At 61.0% G+C, this 17,533-nt stretch carries 15 protein-coding genes; 5 read left to right on the forward strand and 10 right to left on the reverse strand.

What is annotated here, in order from left to right:
- Positions 1–30: 30 nt before the first annotated feature.
- Both EAO39_RS13760 and EAO39_RS13765 read left to right on the forward strand, forming a co-directional pair.
- Positions 31–1,563, forward strand: a complete 1,533-nt coding sequence (locus tag EAO39_RS13760; protein WP_120968235.1) for an aldehyde dehydrogenase family protein — start codon at positions 31–33, stop codon at positions 1,561–1,563.
- Positions 1,564–1,720: 157 nt separating this feature from the next.
- A complete protein-coding gene (locus EAO39_RS13765; RefSeq protein ID WP_240467001.1) occupies positions 1,721–2,053 on the forward strand; it encodes a cupin domain-containing protein in 333 nt (110 codons plus the stop codon).
- A gap of 120 nt (positions 2,054–2,173) precedes the next feature.
- On the opposite strand, the gene EAO39_RS13770 is transcribed toward EAO39_RS13765, so the two are convergent.
- Complete coding sequence (locus EAO39_RS13770) at positions 2,174–2,965, reverse strand: hypothetical protein (protein WP_120968239.1); 792 nt, start codon at positions 2,963–2,965, stop codon at positions 2,174–2,176.
- Between the two features lie 112 nt (positions 2,966–3,077).
- Complete coding sequence (locus EAO39_RS13775; protein WP_120971091.1) at positions 3,078–4,487, reverse strand: PLP-dependent aminotransferase family protein; 1,410 nt, start codon at positions 4,485–4,487, stop codon at positions 3,078–3,080.
- Positions 4,488–4,692: 205 nt separating this feature from the next.
- On the opposite strand from EAO39_RS13775, the gene EAO39_RS13780 reads away from it, so the two are divergent.
- Positions 4,693–5,310, forward strand: coding sequence for a LysE family translocator (locus EAO39_RS13780; protein WP_120968241.1), 618 nt, complete (start codon positions 4,693–4,695; stop codon positions 5,308–5,310).
- Between the two features lie 35 nt (positions 5,311–5,345).
- Here the strand turns inward: EAO39_RS13780 and EAO39_RS13785 are convergent, their stop codons facing one another.
- The 4 genes from EAO39_RS13785 to EAO39_RS13800 all read right to left on the reverse strand — a co-directional run bounded on the left by EAO39_RS13785 (position 5,346) and on the right by EAO39_RS13800 (position 9,695).
- Complete coding sequence (locus EAO39_RS13785; protein WP_120968243.1) at positions 5,346–5,909, reverse strand: rhodanese-like domain-containing protein; 564 nt, start codon at positions 5,907–5,909, stop codon at positions 5,346–5,348.
- Positions 5,910–6,056: 147 nt separating this feature from the next.
- Positions 6,057–7,118: a tRNA 2-selenouridine(34) synthase MnmH gene (gene mnmH / locus EAO39_RS13790; RefSeq protein WP_120968245.1), complete on the reverse strand. Its 1,062-nt coding sequence runs from the start codon at positions 7,116–7,118 to the stop codon at positions 6,057–6,059.
- A 367-nt stretch (positions 7,119–7,485) separates the two neighbouring features.
- The gene (locus EAO39_RS13795; protein ID WP_120968247.1) at positions 7,486–8,865 is read right to left on the reverse strand and encodes a sodium:alanine symporter family protein; all 1,380 of its coding nucleotides are present in this window, start codon (positions 8,863–8,865) and stop codon (positions 7,486–7,488) included.
- 263 nt (positions 8,866–9,128) lie between these two features.
- Positions 9,129–9,695 (reverse strand): retropepsin-like aspartic protease, encoded by a 567-nt coding sequence (locus EAO39_RS13800; RefSeq protein WP_120971093.1) that lies wholly within the window; start codon positions 9,693–9,695, stop codon positions 9,129–9,131.
- A gap of 177 nt (positions 9,696–9,872) precedes the next feature.
- On the opposite strand from EAO39_RS13800, the gene EAO39_RS13805 reads away from it, so the two are divergent.
- Positions 9,873–10,652, forward strand: a complete 780-nt coding sequence (locus EAO39_RS13805) for a DsbA family protein (RefSeq protein WP_120968249.1) — start codon at positions 9,873–9,875, stop codon at positions 10,650–10,652.
- Positions 10,653–10,715: 63 nt separating this feature from the next.
- Here EAO39_RS13805 and EAO39_RS13810 read toward each other — a convergent pair.
- The 3 genes from EAO39_RS13810 to EAO39_RS13820 all read right to left on the reverse strand — a co-directional run bounded on the left by EAO39_RS13810 (position 10,716) and on the right by EAO39_RS13820 (position 14,900).
- Positions 10,716–11,866 (reverse strand): IS3 family transposase gene (locus EAO39_RS13810; RefSeq protein WP_120967072.1). Its coding sequence is split into 2 segments (ribosomal slippage): positions 10,716–11,617 and positions 11,617–11,866, totalling 1,152 coding nucleotides; the frame shifts between segments, so codons are not numbered across the junction.
- 161 nt (positions 11,867–12,027) lie between these two features.
- A complete protein-coding gene (locus tag EAO39_RS13815) occupies positions 12,028–12,357 on the reverse strand; it encodes a YnfA family protein (RefSeq protein ID WP_120968251.1) in 330 nt (109 codons plus the stop codon).
- An 83-nt stretch (positions 12,358–12,440) separates the two neighbouring features.
- Positions 12,441–14,900, reverse strand: a complete 2,460-nt coding sequence (locus tag EAO39_RS13820) for a GGDEF domain-containing phosphodiesterase (protein ID WP_240467002.1) — start codon at positions 14,898–14,900, stop codon at positions 12,441–12,443.
- A 403-nt stretch (positions 14,901–15,303) separates the two neighbouring features.
- Here EAO39_RS13820 and EAO39_RS13825 point away from each other — a divergent pair, with 403 nt between their 5' ends.
- Positions 15,304–15,804, forward strand: a complete 501-nt coding sequence (locus tag EAO39_RS13825; RefSeq protein ID WP_120968255.1) for an NAD(P)H-dependent oxidoreductase — start codon at positions 15,304–15,306, stop codon at positions 15,802–15,804.
- A 184-nt stretch (positions 15,805–15,988) separates the two neighbouring features.
- Here EAO39_RS13825 and EAO39_RS13830 read toward each other — a convergent pair whose 3' ends face one another.
- On the reverse strand, positions 15,989–17,470 hold the full coding sequence (locus EAO39_RS13830; protein ID WP_120971099.1) for a short-chain fatty acyl-CoA regulator family protein: 1,482 nt from the start codon (positions 17,468–17,470) through the stop codon (positions 15,989–15,991).
- Positions 17,471–17,533 lie beyond the last annotated feature (63 nt).

Below are 17,533 nucleotides of genomic sequence, written 5' to 3' on the forward strand. Positions count from 1 at the left end.
CCCTCTCACCCACTTCAACACCAGGTGCCCATGACTGAAACTTCCTTCACCGACTTTCAGGCCGTCTTGAAGCGCTGCGGCATTGATCTGCCCAGCTACCAGGGCAACGAGATCAGCGTGCGCTCGCCCATCGACGGGGCCGAACTTGCCCGGCTGGCCGCCCAGCCCGCAGCGGCCATGCCGGCCGTGATGGAGCGCGCAACGCAGGCCTTTGAGCAGTGGCGTCTGGTGCCCGCGCCCGTGCGCGGCGCGCTGGTACGGCTCTGGGGCGAGGAGCTGCGCCGCTGCAAGGCGGACATAGGCCATGTGATCTCGCGTGAAGTGGGCAAGATAGCTCAGGAAGGCCTGGGCGAAGTGCAGGAAGGCGTGGACATCTGCGAATATGCCGTGGGCCTGTCGCGCCAGCTGCATGGCAAGACCATTGTTTCTGAGCGGCCCGGCCACCGCATCATGGAGCAATACCACCCGCTGGGGCCGGTGGCCGTTATCACGGCCTTCAACTTTCCCAGTGCCGTATTTGCCTGGAATGCAGCTTTGGCTCTGGTCTGCGGCGATCCGGTGGTCTTCAAGCCTTCGGAAAAAGCGCCGCTGTCGGGCCTGGCCACCTTCAAGGCGCTGGAACGCGCCATAGAGCAATTCACGGCCCAGTTCGGCAACCAGGCGCCGCCGGGGCTGGCGCAGATCGTGCTGGGCGGCAGCGGTGTGGCCGAAGTGCTGGTGGACAGCCCTCAGATAGCCTTGGTGTCGGCCACCGGCTCCAGCCGCATGGGCCGAGCCGTGGGGCCCAAGGTGGCAGCGCGCTTTGGCAAACGCATTCTGGAGCTGGGCGGCAACAACGCCATGGTGGTCACCCCGGCCGCCGATCTGGACTTGGCCGTGCGTGCGATTGTCTTCAGCGCCGTAGGCACGGCCGGTCAGCGCTGCACCTCGCTGAGGCGCTTGATCGTGCACCGCGATGTGAAACCGGCGCTGCTGGAAAAGCTGCTCAAGGCTTACAGCAGCCTGCGCATAGGCGATCCACTGCAAAACGACACCCTGGTCGGCCCGCTGATCGATGCCTCAGCTTTTGCGGCCATGCAGCAGGCCATCGCCCAGGCCTTTCAGCAGGGCGGCAAGCTCTTGACCGGCGGCCAGCGCCTGCTGGAGCAGCAGTTCCCCCAGGGCTTTTACGCCGCACCCGCCATTGTGGACATGCCGGCACAAACCGCCATCGTGCAGCAGGAAACCTTTGCCCCCCTGCTCTATGTGCTCAGCTATGAGGCGCTGGAGCAAGCCATTGCCTGCAACAACGACGTGCCCCAGGGTCTGTCCTCCTGCATCTTCTCCAACGACCTGCGCGAGGTGGAAAGCTTTCTGAGCGCGGCCGGTTCTGACTGCGGCATGGCAAACGTCAACATAGGCCCCAGCGGGGCCGAGATTGGCGGCGCTTTTGGCGGCGAGAAAGAAACCGGGGGCGACCGTGAAAGCGGCTCGGACGCCTGGAAGCAATACATGCGCCGCACCACCAACACCATCAACTTCTCGCGCGAGTTGCCGTTGGCCCAGGGAATTCATTTCGGTTGAACGTAGACTTGAGCAAAGTGCTCACGAATCTGCGGCAACTGGGCTTGATGACAGCCTGACGAATAGGCACGAATAAAGCTTTGTCACCAAACTGCGATTGAACTTGCGCCGCAAGCGGGTGACAATGTGCTATTGCCGCTTTCGCCAAGGTGCTGTCATGGACCACAAACACTCCACGCCCGCCCGCGCTCTGGATGTCGCTCCGTTCGGCGCCAAGCTCTCATGCGCACATTCCAGCGTACTCTTCAAGGCGGCAGATCTGGAAGTCATTCGCGTGGTACTGCGCACCGGCCAGACCCTACCGCCGCATAGAGTGCCGGGCAGTGTCAGCTTGCACTGTCTTGAGGGGCGTCTTGAAGTGCTGATCGGCCAGAGCATCCATGAGCTGGGCCCCAAGCAGCTGATGCATTTGCCATCCAATATGCCGCATGCCGTGCGCGCCATAGAAGACTCTTCGGCCATTGCCACCATTGTGCTCTGCGACCTGTAGAGCGTCGAACACACCCCTTGATGCGTCGTTGCCCAGCCTTGCCGTACTGATGTACTGCCTGCGGCTTTGCGCCTCGCTTCAAACGCAAATCTTCGATTTGCTGGACCGTGTTGGCCGCTCTTAGCGCACCGGCAAGAACTGCAAAAACGGCCCGGCAACCAGTCCCTGGCCATAACCGATCACCGAGCGGCGATAGCGTTCGGTGGTGTAGCTGGCCAACAGATCCAGCCGGCCTATGATCTTGCCCATCTCGCGCTCGTAACTCAGATTGCTTTGCGCATCGCCAGCCTGATTGGACAACAGCAAAGGCTTGCCGTCTGGAGCCTTGCGCGAATTAAGTATCCAGTTGGCAATCTCCAGATTGCGCGCAGCATTGAACACATGTTGCGGATCCAGCCCATCGACCAGCGTGAACGAGGTGCGCCCACCATGGGCGGTGATGATGGTGTCGGCGGCAGCATAAACAAAAGCGGCCACCCTGTCCCCCGTGAACGTGGGCTGCAGCGCCAGCGAGAGCGCCGCCACATCGCGCTTTTCCTGCAGCTCCAGCCAGGGTTGGCGCTCCATGATGGCTATGCGCACATAGGCAACGGCGGCCTCGCGGCTGGCGGCCGTCTTCTTCCACTCTGCGGGGTTGCGGCGGTAGAGCTTGTCCATGAGAAGAAACAGGCTCTCCAGGTTCTCCTTCATGGCCAGCGTGGCCATACGGTTGCTATCGGACTGCAGCAATTCCTTTGCATTGAAGTTCTCGCCTTCCACCTCGCCATGTTCTGTGGGTGCGCTGCTGCAACCAGTCAGGGCCAGAGCCATAGCCATGACAAGCAGCAATGACAGCCAAGCCGTGCAGCGCCGTACCGGCGGGGTAGCGCAAAAACCGGTGGCTGCATGGGACGGGGCTCGTGCTGCGATCATGGTCACAACATAACAGCAGCCAAGCGATCAGCCCCTCGCAGTGCAGCTCTCGATTGTGATCAATCGTGAATGGAGTTCATGCCTGGCGTTTGAGGTGCAAGCTACCCTGCCCTCAACGGTATTGCCTGAGCAATTGCTCCAGCAGCGTCCAGCTGGAAGCCTGGTCGGCCATGGACACCGGCACGCGCAGCATACGGCTGGGCGCCTGGCGCGGCGAAAACAGCACGCCCGGCGCCAGCAGCAGGTCATGCTCTGCCGCATGGCGGGCCAGCACCTCGGTGTCCATGCCGCAGTCCACCCAGGCAAAAGTACCGGCCACAGGCTCGAAAGCCGCATGACAAGCCAATTGCTCCAGCTTGCGCAGGCAGCGGCTGCGTGCCTTGTCCACGCGCTCGCGCAGGCGATCCACATGCTTGCGGTAGCTGCCCTCGGCCAGAATGCGGTGCACGATCTGCTCGCTGGGCAAGGCCGAAGTCAGACCGCCGAGCAGCTTCAGATCCGTGAGCTGATAGATCAGCTCGGGCTTGGCTGCCACATAGCCCACACGCAGCCCGCCCGATAGGGTTTTGGAATAACCGCCCACCAGCAGCACCCGTTGCAGCCGGTCCAGCGTGGCCAGGCGGATCGGTGCGCCATGCAGAAAGTCGCTATAGGTATCGGCTTCCACCAGATAAAAACCATGGCGCTCCGCGATGCGCAGCACTTCGTGCGCCACACCGATGGACAAGGTCTGGCCTGTGGGGTTGTGCACCACGGTGTTGACGAAAAACAGCTTGGGCTGGTGCTGCTGCGCCAGACTCTCCAATGCCTGCACATCGGGCCCGCCGGGCAGGCGCGGCACGCCGACAACATTCACCCCCATGGCGGTCAAGCGGCCAAAGATCAGAAACCAGCCCGGGTCTTCCACCAGCACCGTATCGCCGGCCTGCAAAAAGCTGCGCATGATGAGGTCCAGCCCATGGGTCACACCGCTGACGGTCATCAAATGGGTTTCGGGATGGGCGGGCACATCCTGCGCCTGAAGAATGGAAGCAATCTGCTGGCGCAAAGGCAGAAAGCCCTGAGGCACGCCATAGCTGAGCAAGCCGGGGCTCTGCGCCCGCGCAATCGAGCGCATGGCCGAGGTAATCATGTCCTCATCCATCCAGCTGGCAGGCAACAAGCCCGCGCCGCCCGAAAGTTCGGAGCCCGGGCGAAACATCCCACGCAGCAGATAGGCGGTATCAAACGCCGTGCCTTGCGCAAGCGTCGTACCAGGCATGGCCGCAGGCGTGACCACGCTGCGCTGAGCGGCGACAAAAAAACCGGCCCCACGGCGCGACTGCACCAGACCTTGGGCGGCCAGTCGGTCATAGGCCTGAACCACGGTATCGCGACTGACGGCCGCGCTTTCAGCCAGCGCCCGCACCGAAGGCAGACGCATGCCGGTGCGCAGGCCGTGGTTGCGTATCAGGCTGCCAAAGTGCTCCACCAATTGCTCTACCAGGCTGAGGCTGCTCGAGCGCAGCGGCTGCCAGCCCATGAAGGAGGCTTGGGAGGGCAGCGAGGCAGGCAGCACGAGATCAGCGGGGTTGCGCATGGTGTTGACTTTCTATGGGCTTTCGCAAAGTGTATGGATAAAACAAGCAGGCCAGATTATTGAGTGGCCCATCAAGTGTACTGCTACTGTACAGATCAATGCCATTAACATGAACAGCATCCCAGCCTTTTGATCCAAGGTGCTTCCCATGACTGCCCTGCCCGACTCCCTCTCCTTTGTGCTGCCACTGGCCATGTTCGCCTTTGTCAGCTCCGTCACGCCCGGCCCCAACAATGTGATGCTCACGGCCTCGGGAGCCACTTTTGGCTACCGCCGCAGCGTGCCCCATATGCTGGGCATCTGCCTGGGAGTGGTGGTCATGGTGTTGCTGATTGGCGCGGGCCTGGGTGCCGTGTTTGAAGCCGAGCCGCGCCTGTACACCCTGCTCAAATATGTGGGCGCCGCGTATCTGGTCTGGCTGGCCTGGAAGATTGCGCGCTCGGGCAGCGTGGACCAAGGCCACGCGGGTCATCGCCCTTTCAGCTTCTGGCAGGCTGCGGCGTTTCAGTGGGTCAACCCCAAGGCCTGGATCATGGCCGTTGGCGTGGTTGCGACCTACACGCCACGCGAAGGCTTTTTTGCCAATCTGGTGCTCTCGGCCCTGGTGCTGGGCCTGGTGAACTACCCCAGCATCAGCGTCTGGACGCTGTTCGGCAGCACCGTGGGCCGCGCCCTGCGCACGCCCCAGGCCTTGCGCAGCTTCAACTGGCTGATGGCGGGCTTGCTGATGCTGTCGCTGCTGCCCATCTTCATGGAGCGTGCCTGAAGTAATTTTTCTTGAAACGTGAGCAGCCCTCGTGACTACTCTTCGCTTTCGCTGGAATCATCCGTTTGGGTTTTTTTGAATTTCAGGCCTGCAGCCTTCCATGCATCCCTGCCGCCACGATACCAATAGATATTGCTGTACCCAGCTTCCTTTGCGTGCAGAGCAGCGTTATAGGACAGCCAACATTTAGGGCCGTGGCAGTAAAAGACGACTGGAAGGCTTTTGTCGCCATTGGTGGATTTGGCAAGCAGCTTGGTGAATTTTTCAAGCTCCAATCCAAACAACCGGTCTTCACCAGCTCCATTCGCGCTGATGGCGCCAGGAATGACGCCTTTGGCGCTGTAAACCACAAAGATTGCCGGCTTGGGATTGGCGGATTGCATCTCCATCAATTCCCTGGTGGTGATGACCTTTGCGCCAGGAATGGAGGTGGGTGTCGGTGCGCCGTAGCCTTGCGCGCGTGACCGCGGGGCATTGCTCGGTATGACACCGAAGTCCATGAGTTCGTCTGCGTACCCCACCTCTTGCGCAAAAGCCAACGCACTGCCCATGATCAATGCAACTGCGAGCAGGACGCGTCGAGTACAGCTTGTCGTCATAAGGAATCCTTTCAAACATGAAAAAGGTTCTTATATTGAAAGCATCAAAAGGCCCACCTAACACCAGCAAGACATGTCCATCAGCGCTTGATGGGCGTCGCCCAGAATAGCGGATTTCTCTTTATTCGTCGCGCACACCCGGTCTGGTCAAGCGGGCCGCTTCTCCAGCGCCAGCAGTTTCCCGGCCAGCGAGGCAATGCCCAGCTCCGACAAATCATCGGTTTCCAGCATGGCGCGCTTTGGCCATTGGGTGAAATGGTTGGACTGGGAGCGCTCATAGTGCGGGTCGTAGTGGCGCAGCATCAGCTCTTCAAACAAGGGGGCCAGGTTTTTCTCCAGCGCCCAGGCCTGCCAGCGGCCCACGGTCTCGTTGCCTTGCAGCTCCTTGAGCCAGCCCAGTTTTTGCGCCAACGCCTGCGGATCCTCGCCCAGATAGGCGTAGTCGCGCAGCAGATAGGACAGGCGCGCCTCGGTGGTGGCGCGCACATCGATGACGGCAGCCTTGCGCATATGTTCCACCAGCACCAGGGGCACGCCCAGCCGGCCTATCTTGGCGCTTTCGCCCTCCAGGTACACCGGACGCGAGAGGTCGAAACGCTCCAGCTGTTCGGACAGCAGCGTCTCAAAGCGCTTCTGGCTGGGCTGCTCGATACCGGGCAGATTGCCCAACAGCGAGCCCTTGTGGCTGGCATAGCCCTCCAAGTCCAGCACCTGCTCGCCATGCTCGGCCAGAGCATGCAGCACGCGGGTCTTGGCGCTACCCGTGGCACCGCACAGCACGCGCAGCTGCAGCTGGGGCACCAGCGTTTCCAGCTGGCTGATCACATGGCCGCGAAAAGCCTTGTAGCCGCCGGCCAGTTGCTGGGCCTCCCAGCCTACCAGCCGCAGCCAGGTGACCATGGAGCCGCTGCGCAGGCCGCCACGCCAGCAATAGACCAGCGGCTTCCAGTTGGCAGGCTTGTCGGAAAAAGTTTCGCGCAGATGGCGCGCCAGATTGGCAGCCACCATGGCCGCCCCCAGGCGCTTGGCCTCGAACGGGCTGACCTGCTTGTAGATGGTGCCAATCTGCACGCGCTCTTCGTTGCTGAGCGCGGGGCAGTTGATGGCTCCGGGAAGGTGATCGAGTTCAAATTCGGCAGGCGTGCGGGCATCGATCAGCGTTTCAAACTGATGACGTTCCGGCACACGTACGGGCTGGCGATGGGACACGGCAGGCGATCCATTTGTGCCACGGCCCGGCGTGGAGCTGCCTGGGCGGCAGCTCTCAAGGTTAGGGCGACAGCCAGACAGAGTCTGACCCGAGGCTAGGCATTGCGACAAGACCTGCGGCTGACAAGCGAGCGCAGGCACGGACAAGGAATGGATCGAGCCTCGATACGCACAACGAACAGCCGCATGATGCGGGCGCCGCCTTCCCTGGAAGAGGCCTGCATTTTCGCAGAAGCCGCTACTGCAGGGCCTGGCGCTGCCTTAAAGCCGCACGGGGCGCAGTTGCCAGAACATCTGCGCCCCGTGCCTTGAAGCCCTAACTTCAATGAAAATGGGCTTCAGCCCTTTCCAGATATACGCATTGCGCTCACTTATTAGGAATCAGGCCAAGCTGATCTTCCTGGGCGTCACGCGCAAAATACTCGCGCGTCAACTTGACGATGACAGGCGAGAGCAGCAACAGCGCCAGCAGATTGGGAATCGCCATCAGCGCGTTGAGCGTATCGGCCACCAGCCATGCCAGATCCAGCGTGGCCACGGCACCGATATAGGCTCCCACCGTCCAGAGGATGCGAAACGGGATTTCGCAAACCGTGCCCACCAGATAGGTCCAGCATTTCTCGCCGTAATAGGCCCAACCCAGAATGGTGGTGAAGGCAAACACGGACAGGCATAGCGCCAGCACATATTTGCCCACGCCGGGCATGGCGGCTTCAAAGCTTTGCGTGGAGAGCAAGGCTCCCGTGGCGCCCGAGCTCCAGACACCGCTGACCACAATCGCCAGACCGGTCATGGTGCAGACAATGATGGTATCGATAAAGGTGCCCATCATGCCCACCAGACCCGAGAACACCGGATCGCGCGTGGCACCTGCGGCCTGCGCAATGCCGGCCGTGCCCAGACCTGCCTCATTGGAGAAAATGCCGCGCGCCACGCCCATGCGGATGGCCATGAGTACGGTGGAGCCCAGAAAACCGCCGGTCGCTGCTGTGGGATTGAAGGCCTGCTCGAAAATCAGCGCAAGCGCGGCGGGAATGCGATCCACATACACGCCCAGCACATAAAGCACGCAGCCCACATAGGCAAGACACATGGCGGGCACCAGCTTCTCGGCCACCGCGCCTATGCGGCTGATGCCGCCCAGCACCACAGCGCCAGTCAGCACGGCAATGCACAGACCGGTCACCCAGTTCTCCAGCCCGAATGCGCTGTGCATGGCCGAGGCAATGCCGTTGGACTGCACCATGGCGCCAATGCCGAAACCGGCCAGCCCGCCAAACAGCGCAAACAGCGTGCCCAGCCACTTCCAGCGAGGGCCCAAGCCGTTCTTGATGGCATACATGGGACCGCCAACCCACTGGCCACGATCATTTTTTTCGCGAAACCTGACGGCCAGCACCACTTCGCCGTACTTGGTGGCCATGCCCAGCAAGGCCGTCATCCACATCCAGAACAAGGCGCCGGGGCCGCCTACGGCAATCGCCGTGGCCACGCCGGCAATATTGCCCGTGCCCACGGTGGCAGACAAAGCCGTCATCAGCGCCGCATAAGGGGTGATGTCGCCATCGGCCGCATCGCCGGGGCGGCGGCTGCGCCAGATCATGCGAAAGCCGCGCACGATGTTGCGCAGCGGCATGAAGCCCAGGCGAATTTGCAGATAAAAGCCCGTGCCCAGTATGAGCACGATCATGGGAACGCCCCAGACAAGGTCGTTCAGAGTCTTGAATAAATGAGTCAGCCAGTCCATTGAAAGTTCAGCGATGAGCTGCGCAACGCCGAAACGCGTTCTTGGGTTGCACAGCGAATGGCAACAGCTCCAAGAACATGTCTTTCACCCATGAGCGTGGCCCCAACCGCCTCGAACGCCCGGATGTGGGCCGGCAAGACAGCCGTTTTCTGTTTGCCGGTTGGCAAAGCAGACAACTGTAAACCCGTCAGAGCCCGGCTGCGCCCAATACGGCCGGATACGACTCAACACCAAGTGCCAGACTTTGATTAAAACGGTGCCGCCTACTGCGCACCGCCGCCCGATTTGCGGGGACGCAGCAGCATCTGATCGCCGCTCATCTGCACATCAAAGTGGCGCAGAAAATTTTGACCCAGCAAAGCGTCTTCCACATCCTCACCCGTATAGCCCGTGCCCACCCGCAGATTGCGCACCGTCAGGCTGGCCACTTTCACCTCATCGGCCACCACGATGCGGCCTTCGCGCTCGCCGTTGGCTGTGCGAAACCGCGCCCGTTCACCGCCCTGCAAGCCGGCTTTTTCGGCCAGGGCTTCCGTCACGCTGACCGAGGACGCCCCCGTATCCACCATGAAGGTGACGCTTTGCCCGTTGATGCTGCCTTTGACCCGGAAGTGCCCGTCATGGCCGCGCTCGATGCGCACCGAGCCATCGGCTTGCACCTTGGCATGGGCAGGCTCCAGAAAAAACTGCATGGCCCAGTACATCGCGCCCATGAGCAGCAGCCAGAACAACAAAAACCACAAGGTGCTGCGCCGGGCAACCGACTGGGGCGTGGGTTCGTTCGAGCCCGAAGGCGCAGGAGATGGAGGCGGAGAGGCGTTCAGGCGCATAGATTGAGGCAATGAGAGCAAAGCGGGCAGCGTGGGCCGTGAGGGCAGAAATTTCACGGCCATTTTGCCTACATCGTGCCAAGGTCATCACAGTCACTGCAGGCATGGCTGGCGCCTGAGCCACTACATTGACGATTCATTGCAGTTTGCCAGCCCTCTAGCTCCCGATTCACTCCTATGAACAACACACAGCCACTGTCCCAAGACCTGCCACCACTGGTGCTTCACTATATTTTTGATCCGCTGTGCGGCTGGTGTTACGGGGCTGCGCCCCTGGTCGACGCGGCGCGCAGCGTACCCGGCATTGCCGTGCAATGGCATGGCGGCGGCATGCTGACGGGCGAGCACACCCGCACCATCACCGCCGACTGGCGCGACTATGTGATGTCCAGCGATCAGCGCATTGCCGAAATGACGGGCCAGCCCTTTGGTGACGGCTATTTCAACGGCTTGCTCAACGATATAGGCGCACCGCTGGATTCCGAACCACCGACCACGGCCTTGCTGGCCGCAGAGGAGCTGGCCGGCAAGGGACTGGAGATGCTGCATGCCCAGCAAAAAGCCCATTACGTGGATGGCAAGCGCATCAGCGAGGCCGCCGTGCTGCGCGCACTGGCCGAGGACATAGGCCTTGACGCTACAGATTTTGCAGCTGCCTACGCACGTCTATCGGGCACTGCAACGCAAAAACACATTGCAGAAAGCCGCCAGTGGCTGGGCATGGTGCAAGGCCAGGGCTTTCCCACTCTGGCGCTGGAATTCGATCACCCCGAGCAAGCCGGCCAGCGCGCCGTGCAGCGCATCGACATAGGCCCCTGGCTGGGCGATGTGGACGGCTGGAAGACACAGCTGACCGAGTGGGCCGAGCAAGTGGCTCAGATCCAGCAAGAGACACAGGCCGATGACGCCGCAGAACCCGGCTGCGGCCCCGACGGCTGCGAACTGCCACCGCGCTAAGCCATCGCAGACATCGCCTCACAAGCACCGCCTCGATGCAGACCTTGAATCGACCAGATTTTTTTAGATAGCTGCCAGCCTCACGGAATTACGTCTCTCAAACTCTATTGGAGACAGACCATCAGCAGACGAATGTCTGCGAATGGGGTTGTAGAACATTTCGATGTAGCTGAATACATCGCTGTGCGCCTCTTGCCTCGTAGGATAGGTTTTTCTGCGGATGCGCTCCCGCTTAAGCAACTGAAAAAAACTTTCAGCAACTGCGTTGTCGTGACAGTTTCCTCGCCTGCTCATACTCGATTGCAGATTGTGGCTAGCAAGGAAGCGCTGCCATTCATGGCTTGTAAATTGACAGCCTTGGTCAGAGTGCACGGTCACGGTATTGCATGGTCTTCTACGCCAGAGCGCCATATGCAATGCATCCAAGGGCAGCTGGGTATCAATGCGGCTACCTGTTGCCCAGCCAACAACTTGGCGTGAGAACAGGTCAATTACCGTTGCCAGGTACAGCCACCCCTCATGAGTGCTGATATAGGTGATATCAGTCACCCAGACTTTGTTCGGAGCATGCACGGTGAACTGCTGCGATAGTAAGTTGGGAGCCACGACTGCTGGAGCACCTCCTCGCACACGAGGGCGTCGTCCGTAGCCTCGCTGAGCCTTTAATCCCTCACAGCGCAGCAGTCTTGCTACCCGGTGCCTGCTGCAGGTCTCGCCTAAGTCACGCATGTCCAATGTCAACTTGCGGTAGCCATATACGCCACCGCTTTCTAGCCATGCCTGCTTTAGAAGGCCCAATAGACGCTGGTCATCGGCCGCACGTTGACTGAGCGGCCGAACCCTCCAAGCGTAGTAACCACTGGGGTGCAATTGCAGCACCCGGCACATGCGCACAACGCTGTAAATCAACTGGTGCTTGGCAATGAAGGCGTACTTCAGTCGCACTGGCGAGCGAAGTACGCCGCCGCTTTTTTTAGGATGTCACGCTCCTCGGTGACCCTTTTGAGTTCTGCTTTGATACGGCGTAATTCTTCGCTTTGACTGACTTGCTCCTGCCGCTGAGCTGCGGGGATTTGCTGCAGTCGAATCCACTTATACAGACTATGCGTGCTCACGCCTAAACGGCGTGAGACGTCGGCTGCGCTGTGGCCGTGTTCCAAGATTTGCTTGACGGCCTCAATCCTGAATTCTTCTGGGTAGCGTTGTGCGTTCATATGGACTCCTATTTGAACGGAAATAGGAGACTGTGAACTATCTACAAAAAGTTGGTCGATTCAACACAAGGCTGCGGCAAAAATCCGCCCCATCCCAGTAAGGCCAGCCGCGCTATCTATGACGGCTTACGCATGCAATGGAGCAAGAAACCGTCGACGCCTCACGCACGCGGAGCGAATGCAATCATGCCCATGCCTAGCAGACAAACGGCCACCCCGGCCATATCCCAGCCCGTAGGCTTGATGCCATCGACCAGCCACAGCCACACCAGGGCCACACTCACATACACGCCGCCGTAAGCTGCATAGACGCGGCCGGCAGCTGCCGGGTGCAGGCTTAGCAGCCAGACAAAAGCCACCAGGCTGGCTGCCGCAGGCAGCAGCAGCCAGGCACTGCCGCCCTGCTTGAGCCAGAGCCAGGGCAGATAACAGCCCACGATCTCGGCCACGGCGGTAAGAGCAAAAAGCAGCAGGGTTTTAACTTCAGTCACAGATCGGCAGGATTCGCATTACAGGGGCAGGTATTGTGCCTGCGCTGCGCCAGGCACGCGGCCCCAGGTCACTATCGATTCAGTCAAGCCACCGACTCGGTGCCCGGTGCCTGCGCTACAGACATCGCCGGCCCACCCGCCACAACATCGGCGGCCGTATGCATGCAGGTCTTGAGGGACCCATGGGCACGTGCATTGCACACCAGCTCTTCAAACGCAGCTACGGCCACTGGCGGGCTCATCAGATAACCTTGCCAGGCATGGCAGTTGATATCGGCCAGAAAACGGCATTGCTCCTGGGTTTCCACGCCTTCGGCAATCACGTGCAGACCCAGACTTGCGGCCAGCGCCACAATCGTGCGGGCGATCGAGGCATCGTTGGGGTTGCTCAGCACATCGTGCACAAAACTGCGGTCGATCTTCAGCTGGTCCAGTGGAAGGCGCTTCAAATACGATAGCGACGAATAGCCGGTGCCAAAGTCATCCAGCGAAAAGCCTATGCCGTGGGATTTGAGCCTGACCATTTTTGCCACCGTGTCGTCCACATCGGTGAGCAGCAGCCCTTCCGTCAGTTCCAGCTTGAGCAGCCTGGGGTCCGCGCCGTGCTCGGCCAATGCAGTCAGCACGCGCTGCACAAAATCTCGCTGGTGAAACTGTTTGGGGCTGACATTGACGGCCAGCGTCATCTGGGCAAAAGCGGGCTGGCGAGCCCAGGCTGCAAGTTGCTGGCAGGCCTTGCGCAGCACCCAGTCGCCCAGGGTCAAAATAAAGCCGGTTTCTTCCGCCAGCGGCACAAACTCGCCGGGAGAAACATAGCCGCGCTGCACATGCTTCCAGCGCAGCAGGGCTTCGGCCCCCACCACCTGGCCGCTCTCGACCTGGGGTTGATAGAAGAGCTCGAACTGCTGCTGCTCCAGCCCTTCGCGCATGTCCTGCTCCAGCGAACGGCGCAGCTGCAAGGCTGTCTGCAGCTGGGGGTCGAAGAACTGCACCATATTGCGGCCCAGGCCCTTGGCCTGGTACATGGCCATCTCGGCGCGGCGCAGCACCTCGCTCGCATTCAAGGCCTTGCCGCCAAACTGGCTGATCCCCATGCTGACCGTGACATGGTGCTGCACGCCATCCACCCTGAGGGGAACGCGCAGCCTCTCCATCAGGTGCTGGGCATGCGACTCCAGACGCGAAGCCGCGGCCACGGGGTCATCGCCCAGATCATCCAGAATCACCACAAAGTCATCACCGCGCTGGCGCGCCACCGTGGCGCCGGCGGGAACACCGGCCTGCAGCCGCTCGCCCAGCCTGCGCAGCACGGCATCGCCATGCGCCTGGCCGAAGTTCTCGTTGAAGCTCTTGAGGTTGTCTACATCCAGCACCAGAGCACCGCCAAAGCCGTTGCGGCGCTGCACGGCCACCAGGGCATGCTGCATGCGATCTTCCAGCAAGCGGCGATTGGGCAAGCCGGTCACGGGGTCGTAAAACACCAGTTGTTTGACTTCCTGCTCGGCGGCCTTGCGCTGGCTTTGGTCCTGCAAGACCATCAAACAGCCTTCATCAAGCAAAACGCCGCTCAAGGCCACAGCCCGGCGCTGCCCATCATTGCCCAGCAATAACACCTCCTGCGTGGCCACATGGCAAACCGCCGGTTCGGCGCTGACATTCAGGGCCGCCCTGGCCTTGCCGGTGGCATTCTTCCAGCGCTGACGTATGCGCTCGCGCGCTGCTTCGTTGTCAAACATGCGCTGCCACCACTGGTCGCTGCTGGCGTCGGGCTGACTGGCATTGCCGGCCAGGCGCAAAAATTCCTCGTTCCAGTAAACCAGCCGGCCATCATGCGCTTCCATTACCAGGCCCACGGGTAGGCGCTGCATAAGGCGACGCAGCTGCCGGTGGCCTTGCTGCTCCAACTGCTGCAATCGCTTGCGCTCGCTGATGTCCTGCACCCAGGCCAGGATCTGGCGCGGCTGCTGCAGGCCGATCAGCGAGATATTCACTTCCACCCAGACCTGACTGCCGTCCTTGCACTCCAATGCATGCTCGCCCCGAATGTCGCGCATCTCGCCAGCTATCAAGGCCTTGAGCAAGCGAGCAAAGTCGCCACGCTCCTGAGGCATGCACAGGTCCAGAACACTGCGCTGCAGCAACTCATCAGCGGCATAACCGGTCAGCGAGCAATAGCGTTGATTGACGCTCAGCACCTGCAAACTGATGCTGTCGACCTGCACCACGCCCAGCGCCGCCTGTTCGCACAGGTCCTGAAAGCGGGCATCGCTGTCGCGCATGGCACGGGTATTGCGCCTGAGCCTGGCATGCCAGGGCTCGCGCCGCTGCAACCATAGTGCCGTCAAAGCCGCAGCCAGCAAGCTGGCCAACGCTCCCAGCAACCAAACGCCCCAGGGCAAAAGCCGCAGATGGGCACTGCTCCCAATGGCACGAAAAACCACCCAGCTGCCAGCCGTGCTGATACCCATGCCGACCAGCAGCACGACCCAAGCGGGCCAGGGCAAGCGCGGCATCAACGACGGGTTGGAATCCAAAGAAGGCATGGAAGGTGAGCAGAAACTGGAATGCCGAAACAAATGCAGGCCACCGGGGGCAATCCGCCGTCGCACCGGCCCGTCAGTCATTCCACATTTTGTAGGATAAAACCCACGGAAAACAGCGACTGAAGCCATGAGGATCTGGCGCATGACCGAGGTCCAGCCAGACATCGCACAAGCAAAACCGACACGGCCGTATGCGCTACCTCATTGCCGACAGACGCACAAGCATCGGACAAAGGCACAAAAGTGGCATGACAAAGGTCAATTTTTGTCAAACAAATAGATGGTTTAGCGCTGATTCATGAATAAGTTGGTTTTTGTTTGTTTTACACAACAAAAAATGCTTTATCTCGGCATGCAGACCCCTTGGGTGACCTGATTTATCCGCCCTGCTCACAATGCCAACATGCCTGCACGCAAAACCTTGCTCATCGTCTATCACTCGCTTACCGGCGGCACCCTGCAGATGGCGCAGGCGGCGCGTGCCGGTGCCGAGCAGGAAGACGGCGTTGCCGTGCGCATGCTGCGCGCCCCCGAAGCGGGCCCTGCCGAAATGCTGGCGGCCGACGGCTACCTGTTTGCCACGCCCGAAAATCTGGCAGCCGTCAGCGGTCTGATGAAGGACTTTTTTGACCGCAGCTATTACGGCGCCCTGGATCGCATACAAGGCCGACCATATGCCAGCCTGATCTGCGCCGGCAGCGACGGCCACAATGCCGCCAGACAGATCGAGCGCATTGCCACCGGCTGGCGGCTCAAGCCCGTGGCCGAGCCGCTGATCATCTGCACTCACGCGCAAACGCCCGAGGCCATACTGGCCCCCAAACAGATTTCTGCCGCCGATCTGCAACTCTGCCAGGAGCTGGGCCAGGCTTTTGCCACAGGTCTGGTCTTGGGAGTGTTCTGACCCTGGTATTAACTTCATAGCGCAAACCGTATGATGAATATCGGCTCAAGGCAGTTCTGAATCGAAAGCCATCGCCTGTGCAAACAAATCGGCTACTCTCAGCCGCACCAGATTTTGTATATGCAAGATACGGGCCAGCTGGCCTGCTATCTATCCAGACTGATGCGCCGGATCTCGAAGCCACTCATCCATCCAAAGCCCCATAGGGCACAAAGCCGCTTTCGTTTTCGTTGACACGCAGCGGCTTGCCCACGAACGGAAAGGCACGCTGCGGACAGGCGCTGCGCTCGCACACCTTGCAACCCATGCCTATGGGCGTGGCCGCCTCCAGATTGCGCAGATCAAGCCCCTTGGAATACACCAACCGCGCGGCATGCTGCAAATCGCAGCCCAGGCCTATGGAGAAGGTCTTGCCCGGCGCCCCCCATCCCTGGCCCGGGTGGGTGATGGTGCGGGCAATCCACAGATACACCCGCCCGTCGGGCATGGACGCGAGCTGCGGCACGATGCGCCCCGGCTGGGTGAAGGCCTCGTACACCCCCCACAGCGGGCAGGTTCCGCCCGTCTTGGAAAAATGAAAATGCGTGGCAGACTGGCGCTTGCTGATGTTGCCCGCACGATCCACCCGGATAAAAAAGAAAGGCACGCCAGGCGCCTGCGCCCGCTGCAAGGTGGACAGGCGGTGGCACACGGTTTCAAACCCCACGTCAAAACGCCGGGCCAGCAGATCGATGTCGTACTGCAGACTCTCGGCGGCCTGCAGAAACACGCCATAAGGCAGGATGAATGCACCGGCCACATAGTTGGCCAGGCCCATGCGTGCCAGGCGGCGCGTGGCTTCATCCTGTGCCGACATGGGCCAGAGCGTCGATTGCAACTGCTCTTCAATCAAGCTCTCGAACTCCAGCAGCGCCAGCTGGGTCGCCAGCTGAAACGCCTGCTGGGCCGGGCTAAGTTGGGGGCCCACATAAAGCGTGCGCGTGGCGGCATCAAAGCGGCGGTGGCTGTGCTGACCGGCGCTCGCATCGCTGCCGCGCTGCAGTTGCACCCGGTGCCGCAGCTGCAGCCGGTTTTGCAGCCATTCCTGCAGGCTGACGCCTGACACGGCACTGTCTTGCCTGGCTTGCTGGGCCAGGGTTTCGGCTGCGCGGTCCAGCGCATCAAAGTAGTTGCGGTGGGCAAACACAAAATCGCGCACGGCTTCAAAAGGCATTTGTCGCACGGGCTCGGCCAGCAGCGGCTTGCTGCCGTCTTCAAGCTCGGAGCGCCCGTCGCCCAGGCGCGCGGTCAGCGCCTCCAGCCGCTGGGCATCGGCCAGCTGGCGCTGGTGCATGGCCAGCAATGCCTGGGCCAGATGCGGCAGCTTGGCCGCCACCTCACGCAGCTCGGGCAAAGGCACGGTCGCTTCGGGCTGGGGCATGGCGGCCAGCGCATCGCGCAGCTGGGCCAGCAGGCGCGCCTCCTGGTCTTCCGAGAACTGCTGGATATCCACTCCCAGCACCTTGTGGATCTTGAGCAGCACCGGCACCGTGAGCGGACGCTGATCCTGCTCGATCTGGTTCAGATAGCTGGGCGAAAGTTCCAGCGCCTGGGCCAACGCAGCCTGTGTCATGCCACGCTCTGCACGCAGGCTGCGCAGGCGCACGCCCATGAATGTCTTGGCCATCATGCCTCCTGAAAAATTCGCAAACTTTGCAAATCATGGATTTTTCATTCGCAAGATTTTGCC

The organism is Comamonas sp. lk (genome assembly GCF_900564145.1).
GTDB lineage: Bacteria > Pseudomonadota > Gammaproteobacteria > Burkholderiales > Burkholderiaceae_C > Comamonas.